This is a genomic window from Nodosilinea sp. FACHB-141 (assembly GCF_014696135.1).
In the GTDB taxonomy this organism is placed as follows: Bacteria; Cyanobacteriota; Cyanobacteriia; order Phormidesmidales; family Phormidesmidaceae; genus Nodosilinea.
Genome location: NZ_JACJPP010000015.1, coordinates 1 through 14513, shown reverse-complemented (window position 1 = coordinate 14513; position 14513 = coordinate 1). Strand labels below are relative to the sequence as shown.

Below are 14513 nucleotides of genomic sequence, written 5' to 3'. Positions count from 1 at the left end.
AGCAGCATCCGTTCTAGGCCTTTGCGTTCTTCCAGGTCAAGCTCTAGCAGCCCCCCAAGACCTAGAAACAACACCTCAGACCATGGCTGACGCCCTTGCTGTCGAACAGCGTGACCAAGACAGCCTCAACCGCGTAGCTAATCAATTGGATCAGCGCGTAGGTCGCCAAGAAAGCAGTGGTATCACTGATCTAGCTGAGTCTTTAAATTTACCCATCCTCAATGACCTAGTAGATGAATCTGGAGAGGTAACCTTACCCCTAGGTCTCACTGTCTACGATGCCATGGGTACGACCTCCGTCGGCTTTGGCTCTAAGTTTTAGTTTGCGCCCAGGGCAGCTTGTGCCTAGGGCAAGAGCCTGACTTGTCGCCCCAGCCCGGTATACTACCAAGGAAAGAAATTGGAATACCGGGCCTTGGGCGTCGATCTTCGTAGCTACGTTTATATTGACAATCTTCAACCCCAGCATGCGGCCTACATGGGTACCGTTTCGCTGGGGTTTTTGCCGCTGCCCGGAGACGCCTCACTGTGGATAGAAATCTCCCCTGGCATTGAAATCAACCGCATCCTCGACATCGGCCTCAAAGCCGCCGTGGTCCGGCCTGGCACGCTCATCGTAGAACGTCTCTACGGTCTGCTTGAAATCCACGCTAGCAACCAGGGCGAAGTGCATGCCGCTGGTGGGGCTATGCTCGATGCCCTAGGGCTCACCTACCGAGAGCGGCTCAAACCCCGAATTATTTCCAGTCAGGTAATTCGCAACCTTGACCCTCACCATGTTCAGCTAATTAACCGCAGCCGCCGTGGCAACATGATTGTGGCCGGTCAAACCCTCTACGTGTTTGAGGTAGAACCTGCGGCCTACGCCTCTTTGGCCGCTAACGAGGCCGAAAAAGCAGCACTGATCAACATTCTTCAGATTAGCTCGGTAGGTAGCTTTGGTCGCCTTTACCTTGGCGGCGAAGAACGCGATATTCTAGCTGCCCAGAGAGCTGTTATAGCCGCTATGGAAGCTGTGCCTGGACGAGTCCAGAGCAGTAGTCAGCGTCACGAATAAGTTTCCTCTAAGCTCGATAGGGCTAACCCCTGCTGGATATAAGTGAAACGCTTGATCTGCTGTTTGGGTCGCCGCCTCTAGGTAGGTCAACCTCTCGACGTGTCTTTAGGATTTGCCCAGCAGTTTGCCTCAGCTCGAATCTACTCCACTGACCGGCAGCCCCTTGCTTCGCCTCCCTGTCGATATAGGCCTATAGGAGAAATGGAGCGATCGCGATCGCACCATCCTCGCGCTCTACTCAGTTGCCGCCATTCACCAAATTTTTGAAATCAAGAAAAAGTCAGCAGGCATTGTTCTAGCCCATCAGCCTCAGTTCTGCGTGCAGCCTACGTTTTAATGTATAAACTAGCAATCTCACTGCTGTTTTCTCGACTAGCCCAAACAGGCGCTATTGGTCAGCGTGAGGGGAAATAACATCTTTTTTGTTTTTTTGGGGAACGAAACAACTCTGTCGGAGGAGGGATAGTTGCCTCTTGGTACCGTGTTACAACTCTTCAGGTCTGGTTAAGCTATGTAACGCTGTTAGCCAGACATTTGTAACACTTGTTAGGACGTAACTTTCTATGACTCCGAACACTCTTCGCATCGCCCTAGGCCTAATGCTTTTTGGTGCCGCTCCTGCTGCTATCACCGCGTTTCCTCAGCAGGCTATCTCTGACACCTACAAGCCCCAAGCTGAGCAGCCTGCCGCCGTGGAAGAACCCACTGACGCTGCGCAGCCGGGCGCTATGGAAGAAGCCGCTGATGCTGAGAAGCCCAGCGCCGTGGAAGAGCCTACCGACGCTGAGCAGCCTACCGCTGCGGAAGAGCCCACTGATGCTGAGCAGCCTACTGCTGCGGAAGAGCCCACCGATGCTGAGCAGCCTACTGCTAGCACCGAGCAATCGATTGCTGAAATTGCCGCTGGCAACGAAGACTTTGAGATTCTAACCGCTGCGATTGAGGCCGCCGGTCTAACTGAGGCCCTGAGCAGCAACGATTTGTCTATTACTGTGTTTGCCCCCACTGACGAAGCTTTTGAAGCCCTACCTGAGGGGACTTTGGAGGAGCTCCTGCTGCCTGAAAATCGCGACCAGCTAGCGCAGCTGTTGACCTATCACGTGGTAGACGGCGAAGTTCGCTCCACGGATTTGACTTCTGGCGAAGTGGATACTTTGACCGGTGCCCCTGTAACAGTGACGGTGGGTGAAGAGTCTGTCACCGTCAATGAAGCCAACGTGGTAACGGCTGATATTGAAGCCAGCAATGGCGTCATCCACGTCATTGACACGGTGCTGCTGCCGATGTAGTTGACGAAGAGATAGCCCTTTGCGCGCTACTTTGAGGCGTGAAATGCTGCGGCGATCATTATTTGCCGCATTGCAATACAGAGGCTTGATTAACAGCAAGCGGTCGCCCTCATGTAAGGGCGACCGCTCGCCCTTAGGAGCAATTGCTTTTTACAGCAGCCCTATGTGGCAGCAGTGACCCTTAAAAGGCGATCGCACGCTGATATCAGTTTGTTGAAGTATCATCAGCAATAAGCGCTACCCCTTTAACCATGGTTGGAGAGGTAGAGTTCAGAGCTCACGGTGCTGCGTTATTCAATGTAAGTGCACCGGGCTTTTGGGGGCATACTTGTTTTAACGACGAGCTAATCGCAGTGACTGTCAAAGCATGAAGGATTCAACCCCAGGCGATCAGAAGCAGCTTCTGCTAATTGACGATGACCCAAACCTGATCTTGTTAGTCAAGGACTATCTTGAGTTCCGGGGCTATGAGGTGAAGACAGCGGGCAACGGTCGAGAAGCCCTGGATATGCTGGAAAACACCACTCCAGACATGATCATCTGCGACGTGATGATGCCCGAGATGGATGGCCACGCTTTTGTGCGCCACGTGCGAGAAAATCCATCCACCGAGTGGATTCCGATTTTGTTTCTCTCTGCCAAAGGCCAAAGCCAGGACCGTGTGAAGGGGCTCAACACCGGGGCCGACGTCTACATGGTCAAGCCCTTCGAGCCTGAGGAGCTAGTTGCTCAGGTAGAGTCTTCCCTCAAACAGGCCTCTCGGCTGATCAAGCAGCAAATTAAGGGTGGTGGCAGCCCGGCGATTCAAGTTCCCTTTGATGTGGAGTTGACGCCCACCGAGCTGCGGGTGGTGCAGTTTGTCGCCCGAGGCATGGCCAACCGCGAGATTGCCAACGAGCTTCAAGTCAGCCAGCGCACCATTGAGAGCCACGTCAGCAACATGCTGGGCAAAACTGGTCTGAACAACCGCACAGAGCTAGCCCGTTGGGCCATAGAGAACAATAAGGCATAGAAAAGGGGTCAAGGTACAGGGTGTGAGGTTGAAGGAATTGCCTTGAACCTTAAACCATGAACCCTAAACCCTCCTTTGAACCTGGCACAATCAGGGTAGTGACCTAATCGCATGCCCTGATTTATGACAACTGCTCCCCTCAGCTGGTCGGCCCTGGAAGAAATGGCCGACTTTTCTGTTGACTATGTCAACGGCCCTACCAATGCCCAGTCTCGGCTACGCCTGTTTGGCCAGCCTGAGTCGGCAGTGCGGGTCACCCTCTACCGCGACAACCACGCCTGGTGCCCCTATTGCCAAAAAGTATGGCTGTGGTTGGAAGAAAAGCAGGTGCCTTACCGCATCGAAAAGGTCACCATGTTTTGCTACGGCGAAAAAGAAGCTTGGTACAAACGCAAGGTACCTTCGGGTATGCTGCCTGCCCTGGAGTTAGACGGGCGGATGATTACTGAAAGCGATGACATTTTGCTAGCGCTGGAGCAGGCTTTCGGGCCGTTGCAGTGGGGCATGAAAGACCCAGCGGTGGTGCCCCTGCGGCAGCTAGAGCGACTACTGTTTCGGGCTTGGTGCATGTGGCTGTGCCAACCAGCGCGATCGCCGGCAGCAGACCAGCGCGCGGGTGAGCAGTTTGGGGGAGTAGTGCAACGGGTAGAGCAGGCGCTGTCTACCCATCCCGGCCCCTTCTTTTTGCCGGAGTTTAGCACTGGCGACGTGGTGTTTGTGCCCTACGTGGAGCGCATGAATGCCAGCCTCTATTACTACAAAGGCTACTTACTGCGCGAGGAGAACCCCCGACTCAAGGACTGGTTTGATGGGTTAGAGAGCCGCTCGACCTATCGCGGCACCCAGAGCGACTTTCACACTCACGTGCACGATCTGCCGCCGCAGATGGGGGGCTGCTACGAGAATGATTTGACTCAGACCCGGCGCAACCAGGCCCAGGTTGATCTCGGCCCCTGGTTTGGCCTGCCCGACGTGGCTTATCCAGAGCCAGAGACCTCCCGCGTTGAGGCCCTAACTCGCGTAGTAAAGCATCGAGACAACGTGATTAAGGTGAACCCTGCCGCTAATGATGTGATTGATCTGGCCCTGCGCTGTGCGTTGACTTGTCTGATAACGGGGGAGCCCTGTGAGCCTCCGGCTGGGGCTGAGCTAGGGCTGCGGTACCTGCGCGATCGCATCAATGTCCCCCGCGATATGTCGATCTACGCCGCCAAGCGCCTGCGCGAAGCTCTGGAGTCCACCGCTGCCCTAACAGGAGAGGCCCAGCCCGATCCGTTGCCGACTCGCCACCGCCGCGACCAAGACCCAGTGAACTTTGCTGCATAGGTGAGGAGTATTGGCCAAGGCACCTAGTCCCTTCTGGGCAACCATCAAGCCCTGATATGCAGCGCAAAAGGGACCGGGTGCCTGACTCCGGCTAGATGCCGTGACTTTTGCCGATTAGCCAGTGGCGGCGGAAGAAGCGGGCTAGGCTAGTCTCGCTTAGCGTCAGGCAGATGGGTCGGCCGTGTGGGCAGGTGCGGGGGTTGCGGGTTTGCTGCCAGTCGTCGAGCAGGGTTTGCAGAGTGGCGAGATCGAGCGGCGTGCCGTTGCGAATGGCGGTGCGGCAGGCGATCGCCACTTGAGCCGTATCTAGATTGCCGCCGAGGCTAAGTTCGAGCAGGGCATCGGGCAGGTCATCGCGATCGCGCAAGGGAGCTGGCGCGGCTCGTATAGCCCAGCGATTTGGGCCAAACTCCTCGGGGTTCAGGCCTAGTCTTTGAAGCTGTTCTAGCTGATTTTCAGTCAGCCCTTCCAGCACAACAGGGGTGGCTAACGGCACCAGCTGCCACTGAGCTTGCAGCCGCTCGTAGAGAACGCGCTCGTGAGCAATGTGCTGCTCGATCAGGCAAAGGCCGTCGGTCTGTTCAGCCAAAATGTAGCGGTTGTGAACCTGGGCGATCGCCCGCAAACTTCCCGGACGCTCGCGATAAGGCAACTCATCGGATAGTTCTGCAACACCGTAGGGGCTACTCGGTTCCGCTGTCTTAAGCAATTGGGTAACGCGCTGCTGGTTTGCATCAGTCAGGGTTTCGGTATGCTGCCCTAAAAGCGTAGCCACGTGGCTTTGGCAGAGTGCGGTCCAGTCTTCGAGCCGGTGCAGGTAGAGGGTCGATTTGTCGGGGCGGCGGTTCCAGTCGATGTCGCTGGGGGGCACAGTGAGGTGCACAAACGCTAGGGGGTAGCGGTGGCGGGGCAGGGTATGGCGAAAGACATTCACAATAGACTGCTCTAGCTCGGGGACCGTTACAACCCGCCCATTGACCGCGACCTTAACCCAGTCGGGGCGGGGGCGATGGCAGCGATCGGGCAGACCAATAAGACCATAGACACCTGCTTTTAGAGGAAGATTTTCTAAGGTGCTCTCTTCACTTACGGCCCAGGGGGCAGCCTGCCAGCCGTCTTGCAAATCGCTTTCGCTGACGGCCCGGAGCAGTTGAGGAACGAGGCCCTTGGTGGTAGGGCTGGGCGTGAAGGCGAGCCAGGGGCGATCGCTTAGCTGCACCGCCCAAGTCACCGTTGGATGAGCCAAGGCACAGTGGCGAATGATGTTTTGCACCTGGCTAAGCTGGCGAGCCATGGTTGGCAATCGCTCCCGACGAGCGGGCCAAGCCTCAAAAAGATCGGTGACCGTCACCACAGTGCCTTGGGCGAGGGCGGCTGGGACGGTCTCTAGCGGTTCTCCCTGGGCTGAATAGGTGACGCGCCAGCCCGACTCTGCACCGGGAGCGCGACTGCAAATCTCCAACTGAGCGACCTGAGCCAGGCTGTGCAGGGCTTCGCCGCGAAACCCCAGACTATTGACCTGCCACAGATCAGCCTGGGTGCGAATCTTGCTGGTGCTGTGGGGGATGGCAGCTTGGTGCAAATTCTCCAGCGCCATGGCGGTGCCGTTGTCAGCCACCTGCACCCGGCCCTGGTCAGGCCAGAGGGCGAGGGTAATATGCGTAGCCTGAGCATCGAGAGCGTTTTCAATTAGCTCGCGCACAACCGCTGCCAAAGAGTCGATGACTTCTCCGGCGGCGATACTGTGAATGACATCTCCAGGCAACAGCTGGATGCGGCGGGGCACTAGATTAGAAACGCTGTCGGCAGGGATAGGAAGGGGGCTCCGAAGCAACTGATCCTATGCTACTGCGCAGGTTAAGCACTGGAACAAAAGATCTAGTGCCGGTCTTAACCCAGGGCCAAATTGCGCTTGCTCAACGCTGATAGGCGGTGCCTATAATGCTCTTATATCAAAGCTTTTAGCGATTTTTGGAGGCTGATGTCAGCACCATTTCACGTGGGGCTCGAAGGCTGACTCAAGGAAGTCTATTGAAAATTTCAATTGATATGGGTTAAGGAATAGGCTATTTTGTCTACTATTTTCAATAAAAGTTTGCGCACCCTATTAAGGTTTGTTACATTGCAGGGGAACGCCTTCTCCCAGGATCCTCCTCACCATGAAACGCTTTTTTGGCTTGCTGCCTAAGCCTTCGCCTCTGCGGCCTGAGTCTCGTGTCTATGATCTAAAGGAACGGCTGGACTGGGGCGAACCGGCGCTAACCATTATTGACGTCCGCGATCGCACCGACTTTAACGAGAGCCACATCACCGGCGCAATTTCGATGCCTGCCGACTCGCTACTAGCCACAGCCGCTAGCTGCTTCGAGGTCACCCGCGATCTCTATATCTATAGCAACACCGATGATGAAGCCGCCGCTGTGGCCGAGCAGCTACGGGAGGTAGGCTTCTCCAAAGTCGCCATTGTGAGAGGCGGGGTTGCTGCATGGAAGGCGGCGGGCTTCCCGATCGAGATGGTGACGGTGGAAGTAGCTTAAACTCACATAAACTGGCGAAGTCAAAGCTGTGCGTGGATATGGATCAGGCGGGGGTAGTTAACTCGATCAGCGATTTGTTGACGCCGAACAGGTCGCATCGGGTGGTCACTTACAGCCGGGCCTACACCTTAGTGCCCACCTACGAGTGCTTCAACCGCTGCACCTACTGCAACTTTCGGGTTGACCCCGGTCAGTCACCCTGGCTGAGTTTAGAGCATGTGGCTCAACAGCTGCCCATTCTGCGCAGTCAGGGGGTGTGCGAGGTGCTGGTGCTCAGCGGTGAGGTGGCTCCCCATAGCCCTCGCCGCGATGGATGGTTTCGTCACATCTACCAAATCTGTGAGCTGGCCTTAGAGGCCGGGCTGCTGCCCCACACCAACGCTGGCCCCCTGAGCCGCGATGAAATGGCGCAGCTGCGGCAGGTGAATGTGTCAATGGGCCTCATGGTTGAGCAAGTAACGCCGAAGCTGCTCGATACCGTTCACCGCCATGCCCCTAGCAAGCGCCCTGAAGTGCGGTTGCAACAGTTAACCTGGGCTGGAGAGCTAGGAGTTCCCTTTACCACCGGTCTGCTGCTGGGGCTGGGGGAGAGTGAGGCTGACTGGGTAGATTCGCTGCGGGCGATCGCCACCATTCAAACTCGCCATGGCCACATTCAAGAGGTCATTCTGCAACCCCACAGCCCTGGGCAACAGCAGCTTCAGCCGGGTATGGCGCTCGATGAAGCAGCGTTGGTGAGAGCTGTGCATCTGGCGAGGGAATTCCTGCCCCCGGAAGTCACTATTCAAATTCCGCCCAATTTGGTCAGTCACAAAGGACTGCTGGATTGTTTAACCGCAGGCGCTAGGGATCTGGGCGGCATTAGCCCAATGGATGAGGTGAACCCTGATTATGAGCACCCCACACCAGAATCGCTGGAGGCTGCGATCGCCCCCTCTAGCTGGCAGCTTCAACCTCGCCTGCCCATTTATCCCCAGTACGATACTTGGCTACCCGATCCGCTGCAGTCTTTAGTAAAAGCTTGGCGCAACTCACTTAACAATCTTTGAACTCACCCACCCATCCACCCATCCACCCATCCACCCCAACAGGATAAAATCCTCACAGGTTAACTGAGGTTCCCCCATGGCTGCTCCCCAAACCTGTCCTGTATGCGGCGTCAAAATTATGGTGGGTATGGTGGGGGGCGATCGCGTGCTCTTCTCAGCTGGGCCACCGGGCACCCGTGCCCGTCTTTACGCAAGGGTTTGCCGCTACGTTGAAAAGGCTGGCTGCATCAATAAAGACGGCGGCGGTCAGGCGGCAAACCCCAATGACTACTACAAGCCCGATGCACCGCGATAGAGCCGCGACATGTTGGGTATGGCGATACTGAAGACTAGTGAGCAGTACCCACTGCTAGCCTTCAGGCTTAGCCAAGTGCGCCTTCGCCCGCTGCCACAGCTCTTCTAGCTCCTGAATTGAATAGTCAGCCAGAGGCTTCTCCGCTACTGCTTCCACCAGCTCAAAGCGCTGGATAAATCGGCGGTTGGTGCTCTGCAACGCCTCGGAAGGGTCGAGGTCGTACCAGCGGGCCAGGTTAACCAGGGTAAACAGCAGATCGCCAAGCTCCGCCTGCTGATTTTCCTTAGGCTCATGGGCCAGGGCCTGGCGAAATTCGTCCAGCTCTTCGTGGAATTTGTCCCAAACGTCGTCAACGGTTTCCCACTCGAACCCAGCCTTGGCGGCTTTGACGGAGATTTTGCTGGCGGCCATCAGCGGCGGCAGGGTGCGACTATATTTGGTCAGCTTGGGTGACAACTTGTGGGGGTCGTGGGGAATGCCTTTTTCTTCAGCTTTGATGCGGTCCCAGTTTTGGCTGACTTCTTCAGGGGTTTCGCCTGAGGCATCGCCAAAGATGTGGGGATGGCGGCGCACCAGTTTGTCGGCGATGCCGGTGGCGACGGTGCCCAGGTCAAAGTCATCGTTGTCGCTGGCCACCTGGGACTGGAGCACCACCTGGAGCAGCAGGTCGCCAAGTTCTTCTGCGATCGCATCCTTTTCTCCCACCTGAATAGCATCGACCACCTCATAGGCTTCTTCAATCACGTAAGGGATAAGGCTGGTGGGGGTTTGGGCTAAGTCCCATGGGCAGCCAGTTTCGGGATGGCGCAGCTGGGCAATCACATCGATTAGTCGCTCCAGGGCAGCGAGAATGGCGGCGCGATGACTAGAAGAAATATCGGACGGGATGTCGGAAGAGAAAGGCGCAGAAACCATAACGAAACCGCGTTGACGACAACTTTGCTTAGCATGGCAGCAAATCGCAGCGGTGGGTAGGTTGCCGCCGATGTCATCAGATCTTGCTAAACCGCCGTAGTGCAGGGCGGGCAACTCCATATAAGATAGCCATGGCCAGAGCGTTACCGTTCATTCAGAACCGCAGGCTTTGGTGCATCGAGTAAATCGTCCGCTCAGGACGACTATTGAACGAATCGTCTAACGAAAGTAGGGAATTGCCCATGGGTCGCGCAGAGAAAGTTGTCCTAGCCTATTCCGGTGGCGTCGATACCACCGTCTGTATTCCCTACCTGATAAACGAGTGGGGCGTAAAAGAGGTGATTACCCTGGCGGCAGACCTAGGCCAGGGCGACGAGCTAGAACCGATTCGCGTCAAAGCGCTGAATGCCGGGGTGAAAGAATCCCTAGTCGCCGACCTGACCGAAGAATTTATTACCGACTACGCCTTCCCAGCCATTCAGGCCAACGCTCTGTACGAAAACCGCTATCCTCTCTCCACCGCCCTGGCTCGCCCGCTGATTGCCAAAGCCCTGGTAGAGGCAGCCGATCGCTACGGGGCTGATGCCGTCGCCCACGGCTGCACCGGCAAAGGCAACGACCAGGTGCGCTTTGACGTGGCGATCGCCGCCCTTAATCCCGGCCTCAAGGTGCTGGCCCCCGCCCGCGAGTGGGGCATGGGCCGCGAAGAGACCATTGCCTACGGCGAAAAAATGGGCCTCGCCTTCCCGGTGAAAAAATCTAGCCCCTATTCTATTGACCGCAACCTGCTGGGCCGCAGCATCGAGGCCGGGCCGCTCGAAAACCCCATGACCGAGCCCCTGGAAGAAGTGTTTTTGATGACAGAAGCGATCGAAAACACCCCCAATGAACCGGAATATATCGACATTGGCTTCACCAAGGGACTGCCCACCAGCCTTAATGGCAAAGCCCTCAGCCCGGTAGATCTGATTACGCAGCTGAATGAAATTGCCGGTCGACACGGCGTAGGCCGCATCGACATGATCGAAAATCGCCTCGTGGGCATCAAGTCGCGCGAAATTTACGAAGCCCCCGCCCTGCTGGTGCTAATCGACGCCCACCGCGACCTAGAGAGCCTCACCCTCACCGCCGATGTCACCCAGTACAAGCGCGGCATCGAAGAAACCTACAGCCGCCTGGTCTACAACGGCCTCTGGTATAGCCCCCTCAAGCTAGCCCTCGACGCCTTCATTCAGCAGACTCAGGAGCGGGTCAGCGGCACCGTGCGGGTGAAGCTGTTTAAGGGCACCAATCGGGTAGTGGGTCGCGAATCTAACCTAGCCCTATACAGCGATGCCCTGGCCACCTACAGCTCCGACGACGCCTTTGACCACAAGGCTGCCGAGGGCTTTATCTATGTGTGGGGCCTACCCACCCGCGTCTGGTCTGAGAAAATGCGCGGTTAGCACATAGGAGTAGGTGGCGATGGCTCAAAGCCTCTCTTCCAAAATTGGGAGAGGGGTTTGGGGAGAGGGTAAATTCGCTGCCAACCGTTTTGTTTTCGATATTTCGATCTAGTAAGGTTGGGGCACCTAACAGGCCGACTTTGTTGGGTTACACTGCGGTTCACCCCACCTACTCACGTCAATCATGGTGTTTCCGGTTTATGTGGGGGTGGGGGCGTTTAAGCTCCACCCCCATTTTGTGTTTGAGGTGGTGGCCTATGGGGTCGCCATGGGGCTGCTGCGCCGCAATGTCAGCAGAGATGCTATCCCCTTGAGTCAGCGTAGCTCAGTGGTGGTGGGTGGTCTGATCGGTGCGCTGGTGGGGGCAAAGCTGTTGGTACTGCTACAGCATATAGATTTGTTGGGGAGCGACTGGCGATCGTGGCTGCTGCTGGGCTTGCAGGGCAAAACAGTGGTAGGGGCACTGCTAGGCGGACTGATCGGCGTCGAGCTAACCAAAAAGTGGATTGGCCTAACGCGATCGACCGGCGATGCCTTTGTATTCCCGCTGTTGGCGGGGACGGCAATCGGGCGGGTGGGATGCTTTTTGACCGGGCTGAGCGATCGCACCTACGGCACCGTCACGGCCCTACCCTGGGGCATCGACTTTGGCGATGGCCTGCCCCGCCACCCCACCCAGCTCTACGAAATTGGGTTCTTAATTGCCTTGGGCATGTTTCTAGCCTGGTATCGCAAAGGTGATCCTCCCAACGGCAGACTGTTTCAGCTCTATCTAGTCGGCTACCTTGGCTTTCGCTTTGTTGTTGATTTTCTTAAACCCGACTTTCAACCGCTCTTGGGGCTAAGCTTTATTCAACTCGCCTGCCTGCTGGGAGTAGCCTACGGGTTATATCAGCTTTTGTGGCGGGAGGTCACAGTTTCGTAGCAGCGTCCCCATGCCCACCCGCCCCTACCTGTTCTACGCCCTCACCAACGGCCTGTGCTCTCGCTGCCTAGGCAAAGTCGAGGCCAAAATCGTCTTCCAAAACGGGGGCGTGTACCTAATCAAGCACTGCCCCACCCACGGGCGCGAAGAAGTCCTAATTGCCGACGACGAAGAGTATTACCGGCAAACCCAGGCGTTCATCAAACCAGGGGACATGCCTCTCAAGTTCAACACTCCCATCCGCTACGGTTGCCCCTACGACTGCGGCCTCTGCCCCGACCACGAGCAGCACAGCTGCCTGACGCTGATCGAGCTGACCGATCGCTGCAACCTGAGCTGCCCCATCTGCTATGCCGACTCCGGTGCCGAGGAGCACAATGCTGCCCAGCAGCCCCGCCGCCACCGCTCCCTGGCCGAGATCGAGCGCATGTTAGATGCAGTCGTCGCCAACGAGGGCAGTCCCCAAGTGGTGCAGCTCAGCGGCGGCGAACCCACCCTACATCCTGACTTCTTCAAAGTGCTGGAGTTGGTCAAGGCCCGACCGATTCAGCATTTGATGATCAACACCAACGGGCTGCGGATTGCTCAGGACGCAGAGTTCTGCGATCGCCTCTCCCAGTACAAAACCGGCACCGAAATCTATCTTCAATTCGACAGCTTTGAGGAAAAAGCTCTGCGCGAACTGCGAGGGGCAGACTTACGGGCCACGCGGCAGCAGGCGATCGATCGCCTCAACAACCTCAATCTTTCTACTACCCTAGTTGTCACCCTCAAGAAAGGGCTCAACGACCACGAAATTGGCAAAATCATTGACTACGCTCTGGCCCAGCGCTGTGTGCGAGGGGTGACATTTCAGCCCATTCAAGCGGCGGGCAGGCTAGAGGGGTTTGAGGCGGGGCGCGATCGCTACACCCTCACCGAGGTGCGCCGCGCCATTCTCAACCAAAGCCCACACTTCAAACCGCAGGATATTCTGCCAGTGCCCTGTCACCCCGACTCGCTGGCGATGGCCTACGCCCTCAAGGTCAAGGGCAAAGTAACTCCGCTGACGGGCATGTTCTCAACGCCGACGTTTGTGGACATGATGCCCAACTCGGTGCTCTACGAGCAAGACCCTCAGCTCAAGCAAAAAATCTTCGAGCTGTTTTCCACTAGCCACTCCCCGCAATCCTCTGCCAACGCGTTGAAGCAACTGCTCTGCTGCCTGCCCCAGGTACCAGTGCCCAGCGGCATTACCTACGAGAATATTTTTCGCATTATGATCGTGCAGTTTCTGGATGCCTACAACTTCGATGTGCGATCGGTGAAGCGATCGTGCATTCACATCGTCCATCCCGATGGTCGTATCATTCCCTTCGACACCTACAACCTGTTTTACCGGGAGGGCAGTGCCGGAGCCGCTAAACTGGCCGAAGTTCAGTCTGCTACCTCACCCCCATGACCAACCCTACCGATCCCACACCCCAAAACGAAATTTTGGAAATTATTAAAGGCATGCTGCTGCTGTTGGGCTGCCATGCCATAGCCGGGGCACTGATATTTCTTTTAGGTTTGTTGGTAGCCGTGATTGGCGTCGGCGACTATGCGTTTGTCATTCCCTGGTTTGTCGGAGCAGCAGGGTTCTTATTCTGGCAGCTGCTCTACGTGATTCCGTTGGTGATCACCCTCCGGCGGCGAGGGCACCCCGACATGGCTAAGGGGGTGATCATCGCCGCTACGCTGACTGCCTTAGTAAACGGGGCTTGCTTTGTCTCTATGTATGGCTTTGTTTAGAATTTGTGGACAGAGCTATTACAGGGAAACACTACTCATCTACCCGCTGATTCACTCCCCACAATAGGCAATCAGATCAATCTCAACATCTCCATAGCCTGCCAATGCCGTGACCCCCACGGTTGTGCGACTGGGCTGGGGAGCATCGCCAAAGTAAGATTGGTAGATGGCGTTCACCGTTTCGTAATAGCGAAAGTCGGTGACAAATACTCTAGCCATGACTACTTTATTAAAACCGCTGCCCGCGTGGTCGAGCACTAGGGCCAAATTATCCATCACCCGCCGTGTCTGGTCCTCAATCGAGCCTTTGACAACTTCGCCTGTAGCTGGATCTTCCGCTAGCTGGCCAGTGACAAACAGAAAGTCTCCCGCTCGCACAGCGTGGGAATAGGGAGCTACCGGAGGCAGCAGGTTGTTGGGCAGGGTCATAAACTCCAGCATGGGGGTAGTTCTCGATAACAACAGCCCTAAAGTTTAGACCAACCTGCGATCGCAGTGTGAACGATTCCACGCTCTCGCCAAATCAAACTGAGTTGGGGTTGAGTCACCTAAGAAAAAGTTAAATCAACAACGCAACAGCGCCCCCTTTCGGGAGCGCTGTTGTTCTAGTCAATCAATGGGGTAGTCGTTGCAGACTAGCCGATGATTTCAGGCGCCTCAGCGGTAGCAAGGTCGAGGGGGAAGTTGTGAGCATTGCGCTCGTGCATCACTTCCATACCCAGGTTCGCCCGGTTGATGACATCCGCCCAGGTGCCAATCACGCGACCCTGAGAATCTAGGATGGACTGGTTGAAGTTGAACCCGTTGAGGTTGAACGCCATGGTGCTGATGCCCAAGGAGGTGAACCAGATGCCAATCACAGGCCACGCACCCAAGAAGAAGTGCAGTGA

Annotated in this window: 15 protein-coding genes and 1 pseudogene; 12 read left to right on the top strand and 4 right to left on the bottom strand. The window is 56.4% G+C overall.

Annotation, left to right across the window (positions count from 1 at the left end; all coding sequences use genetic code 11):
• The first annotated feature begins 82 nt into the window (after positions 1-82).
• The 5 genes from H6F59_RS16390 to H6F59_RS16370 all read left to right on the top strand — a co-directional run bounded on the left by H6F59_RS16390 (position 83) and on the right by H6F59_RS16370 (position 4684).
• A complete protein-coding gene (locus H6F59_RS16390; protein WP_190517730.1) occupies positions 83-322 on the top strand; it encodes a hypothetical protein in 240 nt (79 codons plus the stop codon).
• Between the two features lie 93 nt (positions 323-415).
• A complete protein-coding gene (locus tag H6F59_RS16385) occupies positions 416-1057 on the top strand; it encodes a hypothetical protein (RefSeq protein WP_190517814.1) in 642 nt (213 codons plus the stop codon).
• Between the two features lie 563 nt (positions 1058-1620).
• The gene (locus H6F59_RS16380; RefSeq protein WP_190702333.1) at positions 1621-2346 is read left to right on the top strand and encodes a fasciclin domain-containing protein; all 726 of its coding nucleotides are present in this window, start codon (positions 1621-1623) and stop codon (positions 2344-2346) included.
• Between the two features lie 367 nt (positions 2347-2713).
• Complete coding sequence (locus tag H6F59_RS16375) at positions 2714-3358, top strand: response regulator transcription factor (protein ID WP_190517735.1); 645 nt, start codon at positions 2714-2716, stop codon at positions 3356-3358.
• Between the two features lie 123 nt (positions 3359-3481).
• On the top strand, positions 3482-4684 hold the full coding sequence (locus H6F59_RS16370; protein ID WP_190702331.1) for a glutathione S-transferase family protein: 1203 nt from the start codon (positions 3482-3484) through the stop codon (positions 4682-4684).
• A gap of 91 nt (positions 4685-4775) precedes the next feature.
• Here the strand turns inward: H6F59_RS16370 and mutL are convergent, their stop codons facing one another.
• Positions 4776-6470, bottom strand: a complete 1695-nt coding sequence (mutL, locus tag H6F59_RS16365) for a DNA mismatch repair endonuclease MutL (protein ID WP_190702329.1) — start codon at positions 6468-6470, stop codon at positions 4776-4778.
• A gap of 373 nt (positions 6471-6843) precedes the next feature.
• Here mutL and H6F59_RS16360 point away from each other — a divergent pair, with 373 nt between their 5' ends.
• The 3 genes from H6F59_RS16360 to H6F59_RS16350 all read left to right on the top strand — a co-directional run bounded on the left by H6F59_RS16360 (position 6844) and on the right by H6F59_RS16350 (position 8565).
• Positions 6844-7221: a rhodanese-like domain-containing protein gene (locus H6F59_RS16360; RefSeq protein ID WP_190702326.1), complete on the top strand. Its 378-nt coding sequence runs from the start codon at positions 6844-6846 to the stop codon at positions 7219-7221.
• A 38-nt stretch (positions 7222-7259) separates the two neighbouring features.
• Complete coding sequence (gene cofG / locus H6F59_RS16355; RefSeq protein WP_190702322.1) at positions 7260-8270, top strand: 7,8-didemethyl-8-hydroxy-5-deazariboflavin synthase subunit CofG; 1011 nt, start codon at positions 7260-7262, stop codon at positions 8268-8270.
• Positions 8271-8346: 76 nt separating this feature from the next.
• Positions 8347-8565, top strand: coding sequence for a hypothetical protein (locus tag H6F59_RS16350; RefSeq protein WP_190702319.1), 219 nt, complete (start codon positions 8347-8349; stop codon positions 8563-8565).
• 54 nt (positions 8566-8619) lie between these two features.
• Here H6F59_RS16350 and mazG read toward each other — a convergent pair whose 3' ends face one another.
• Complete coding sequence (gene mazG, locus H6F59_RS16345; RefSeq protein WP_190702316.1) at positions 8620-9480, bottom strand: nucleoside triphosphate pyrophosphohydrolase; 861 nt, start codon at positions 9478-9480, stop codon at positions 8620-8622.
• A 242-nt stretch (positions 9481-9722) separates the two neighbouring features.
• On the opposite strand from mazG, the gene H6F59_RS16340 reads away from it, so the two are divergent.
• The 4 genes from H6F59_RS16340 (at position 9723) to H6F59_RS16325 (ending at position 13623) form a co-directional block, all read left to right on the top strand.
• Positions 9723-10925 carry an argininosuccinate synthase gene (locus H6F59_RS16340; RefSeq protein WP_190702312.1) on the top strand — a complete coding sequence of 401 codons (1203 nt, stop codon included), beginning with the start codon at positions 9723-9725 and terminating at the stop codon, positions 10923-10925.
• Positions 10926-11109: 184 nt separating this feature from the next.
• On the top strand, positions 11110-11850 hold the full coding sequence (locus tag H6F59_RS16335) for a prolipoprotein diacylglyceryl transferase (RefSeq protein WP_190702308.1): 741 nt from the start codon (positions 11110-11112) through the stop codon (positions 11848-11850).
• A 10-nt stretch (positions 11851-11860) separates the two neighbouring features.
• Positions 11861-13291: a radical SAM protein gene (locus H6F59_RS16330; protein ID WP_190702305.1), complete on the top strand. Its 1431-nt coding sequence runs from the start codon at positions 11861-11863 to the stop codon at positions 13289-13291.
• Positions 13288-13623, top strand: a complete 336-nt coding sequence (locus H6F59_RS16325) for a hypothetical protein (RefSeq protein ID WP_190702301.1) — start codon at positions 13288-13290, stop codon at positions 13621-13623. Before H6F59_RS16330 ends, H6F59_RS16325 begins: the two co-directional genes overlap by 4 nt.
• A 51-nt stretch (positions 13624-13674) precedes the next feature.
• On the opposite strand, the gene H6F59_RS16320 is transcribed toward H6F59_RS16325, so the two are convergent.
• Entirely contained in the window at positions 13675-14064 is a 390-nt protein-coding gene (locus H6F59_RS16320; RefSeq protein WP_190517768.1) for a RidA family protein, read from the bottom strand.
• 194 nt (positions 14065-14258) lie between these two features.
• Positions 14259-14513: pseudogene (locus tag H6F59_RS16315) on the bottom strand (photosystem II q(b) protein); the annotation flags it as partial.

Excerpts from the sequence above, each read along its gene's own strand:
- mazG (WP_190702316.1), bottom strand. The coding sequence starts at position 9,480 with ATGGTTTCTGCGCCTTTCTCTTCCGACATCCCGTCCGATATTTCTTCT.
- H6F59_RS16375 (WP_190517735.1), top strand. The coding sequence starts at position 2,714 with ATGAAGGATTCAACCCCAGGCGATCAGAAGCAGCTTCTGCTAATTGAC.
- H6F59_RS16335 (WP_190702308.1), top strand. The coding sequence starts at position 11,110 with ATGGTGTTTCCGGTTTATGTGGGGGTGGGGGCGTTTAAGCTCCACCCC.
- H6F59_RS16350 (WP_190702319.1), top strand. The coding sequence starts at position 8,347 with ATGGCTGCTCCCCAAACCTGTCCTGTATGCGGCGTCAAAATTATGGTG.
- cofG (WP_190702322.1), top strand. The coding sequence starts at position 7,260 with ATGGATCAGGCGGGGGTAGTTAACTCGATCAGCGATTTGTTGACGCCG.
- H6F59_RS16320 (WP_190517768.1), bottom strand. The coding sequence starts at position 14,064 with ATGCTGGAGTTTATGACCCTGCCCAACAACCTGCTGCCTCCGGTAGCT.
- H6F59_RS16330 (WP_190702305.1), top strand. The coding sequence starts at position 11,861 with ATGCCCACCCGCCCCTACCTGTTCTACGCCCTCACCAACGGCCTGTGC.
- H6F59_RS16360 (WP_190702326.1), top strand. The coding sequence starts at position 6,844 with ATGAAACGCTTTTTTGGCTTGCTGCCTAAGCCTTCGCCTCTGCGGCCT.
- H6F59_RS16390 (WP_190517730.1), top strand. The coding sequence starts at position 83 with ATGGCTGACGCCCTTGCTGTCGAACAGCGTGACCAAGACAGCCTCAAC.
- H6F59_RS16380 (WP_190702333.1), top strand. The coding sequence starts at position 1,621 with ATGACTCCGAACACTCTTCGCATCGCCCTAGGCCTAATGCTTTTTGGT.
- H6F59_RS16370 (WP_190702331.1), top strand. The coding sequence starts at position 3,482 with ATGACAACTGCTCCCCTCAGCTGGTCGGCCCTGGAAGAAATGGCCGAC.
- H6F59_RS16340 (WP_190702312.1), top strand. The coding sequence starts at position 9,723 with ATGGGTCGCGCAGAGAAAGTTGTCCTAGCCTATTCCGGTGGCGTCGAT.
- H6F59_RS16325 (WP_190702301.1), top strand. The coding sequence starts at position 13,288 with ATGACCAACCCTACCGATCCCACACCCCAAAACGAAATTTTGGAAATT.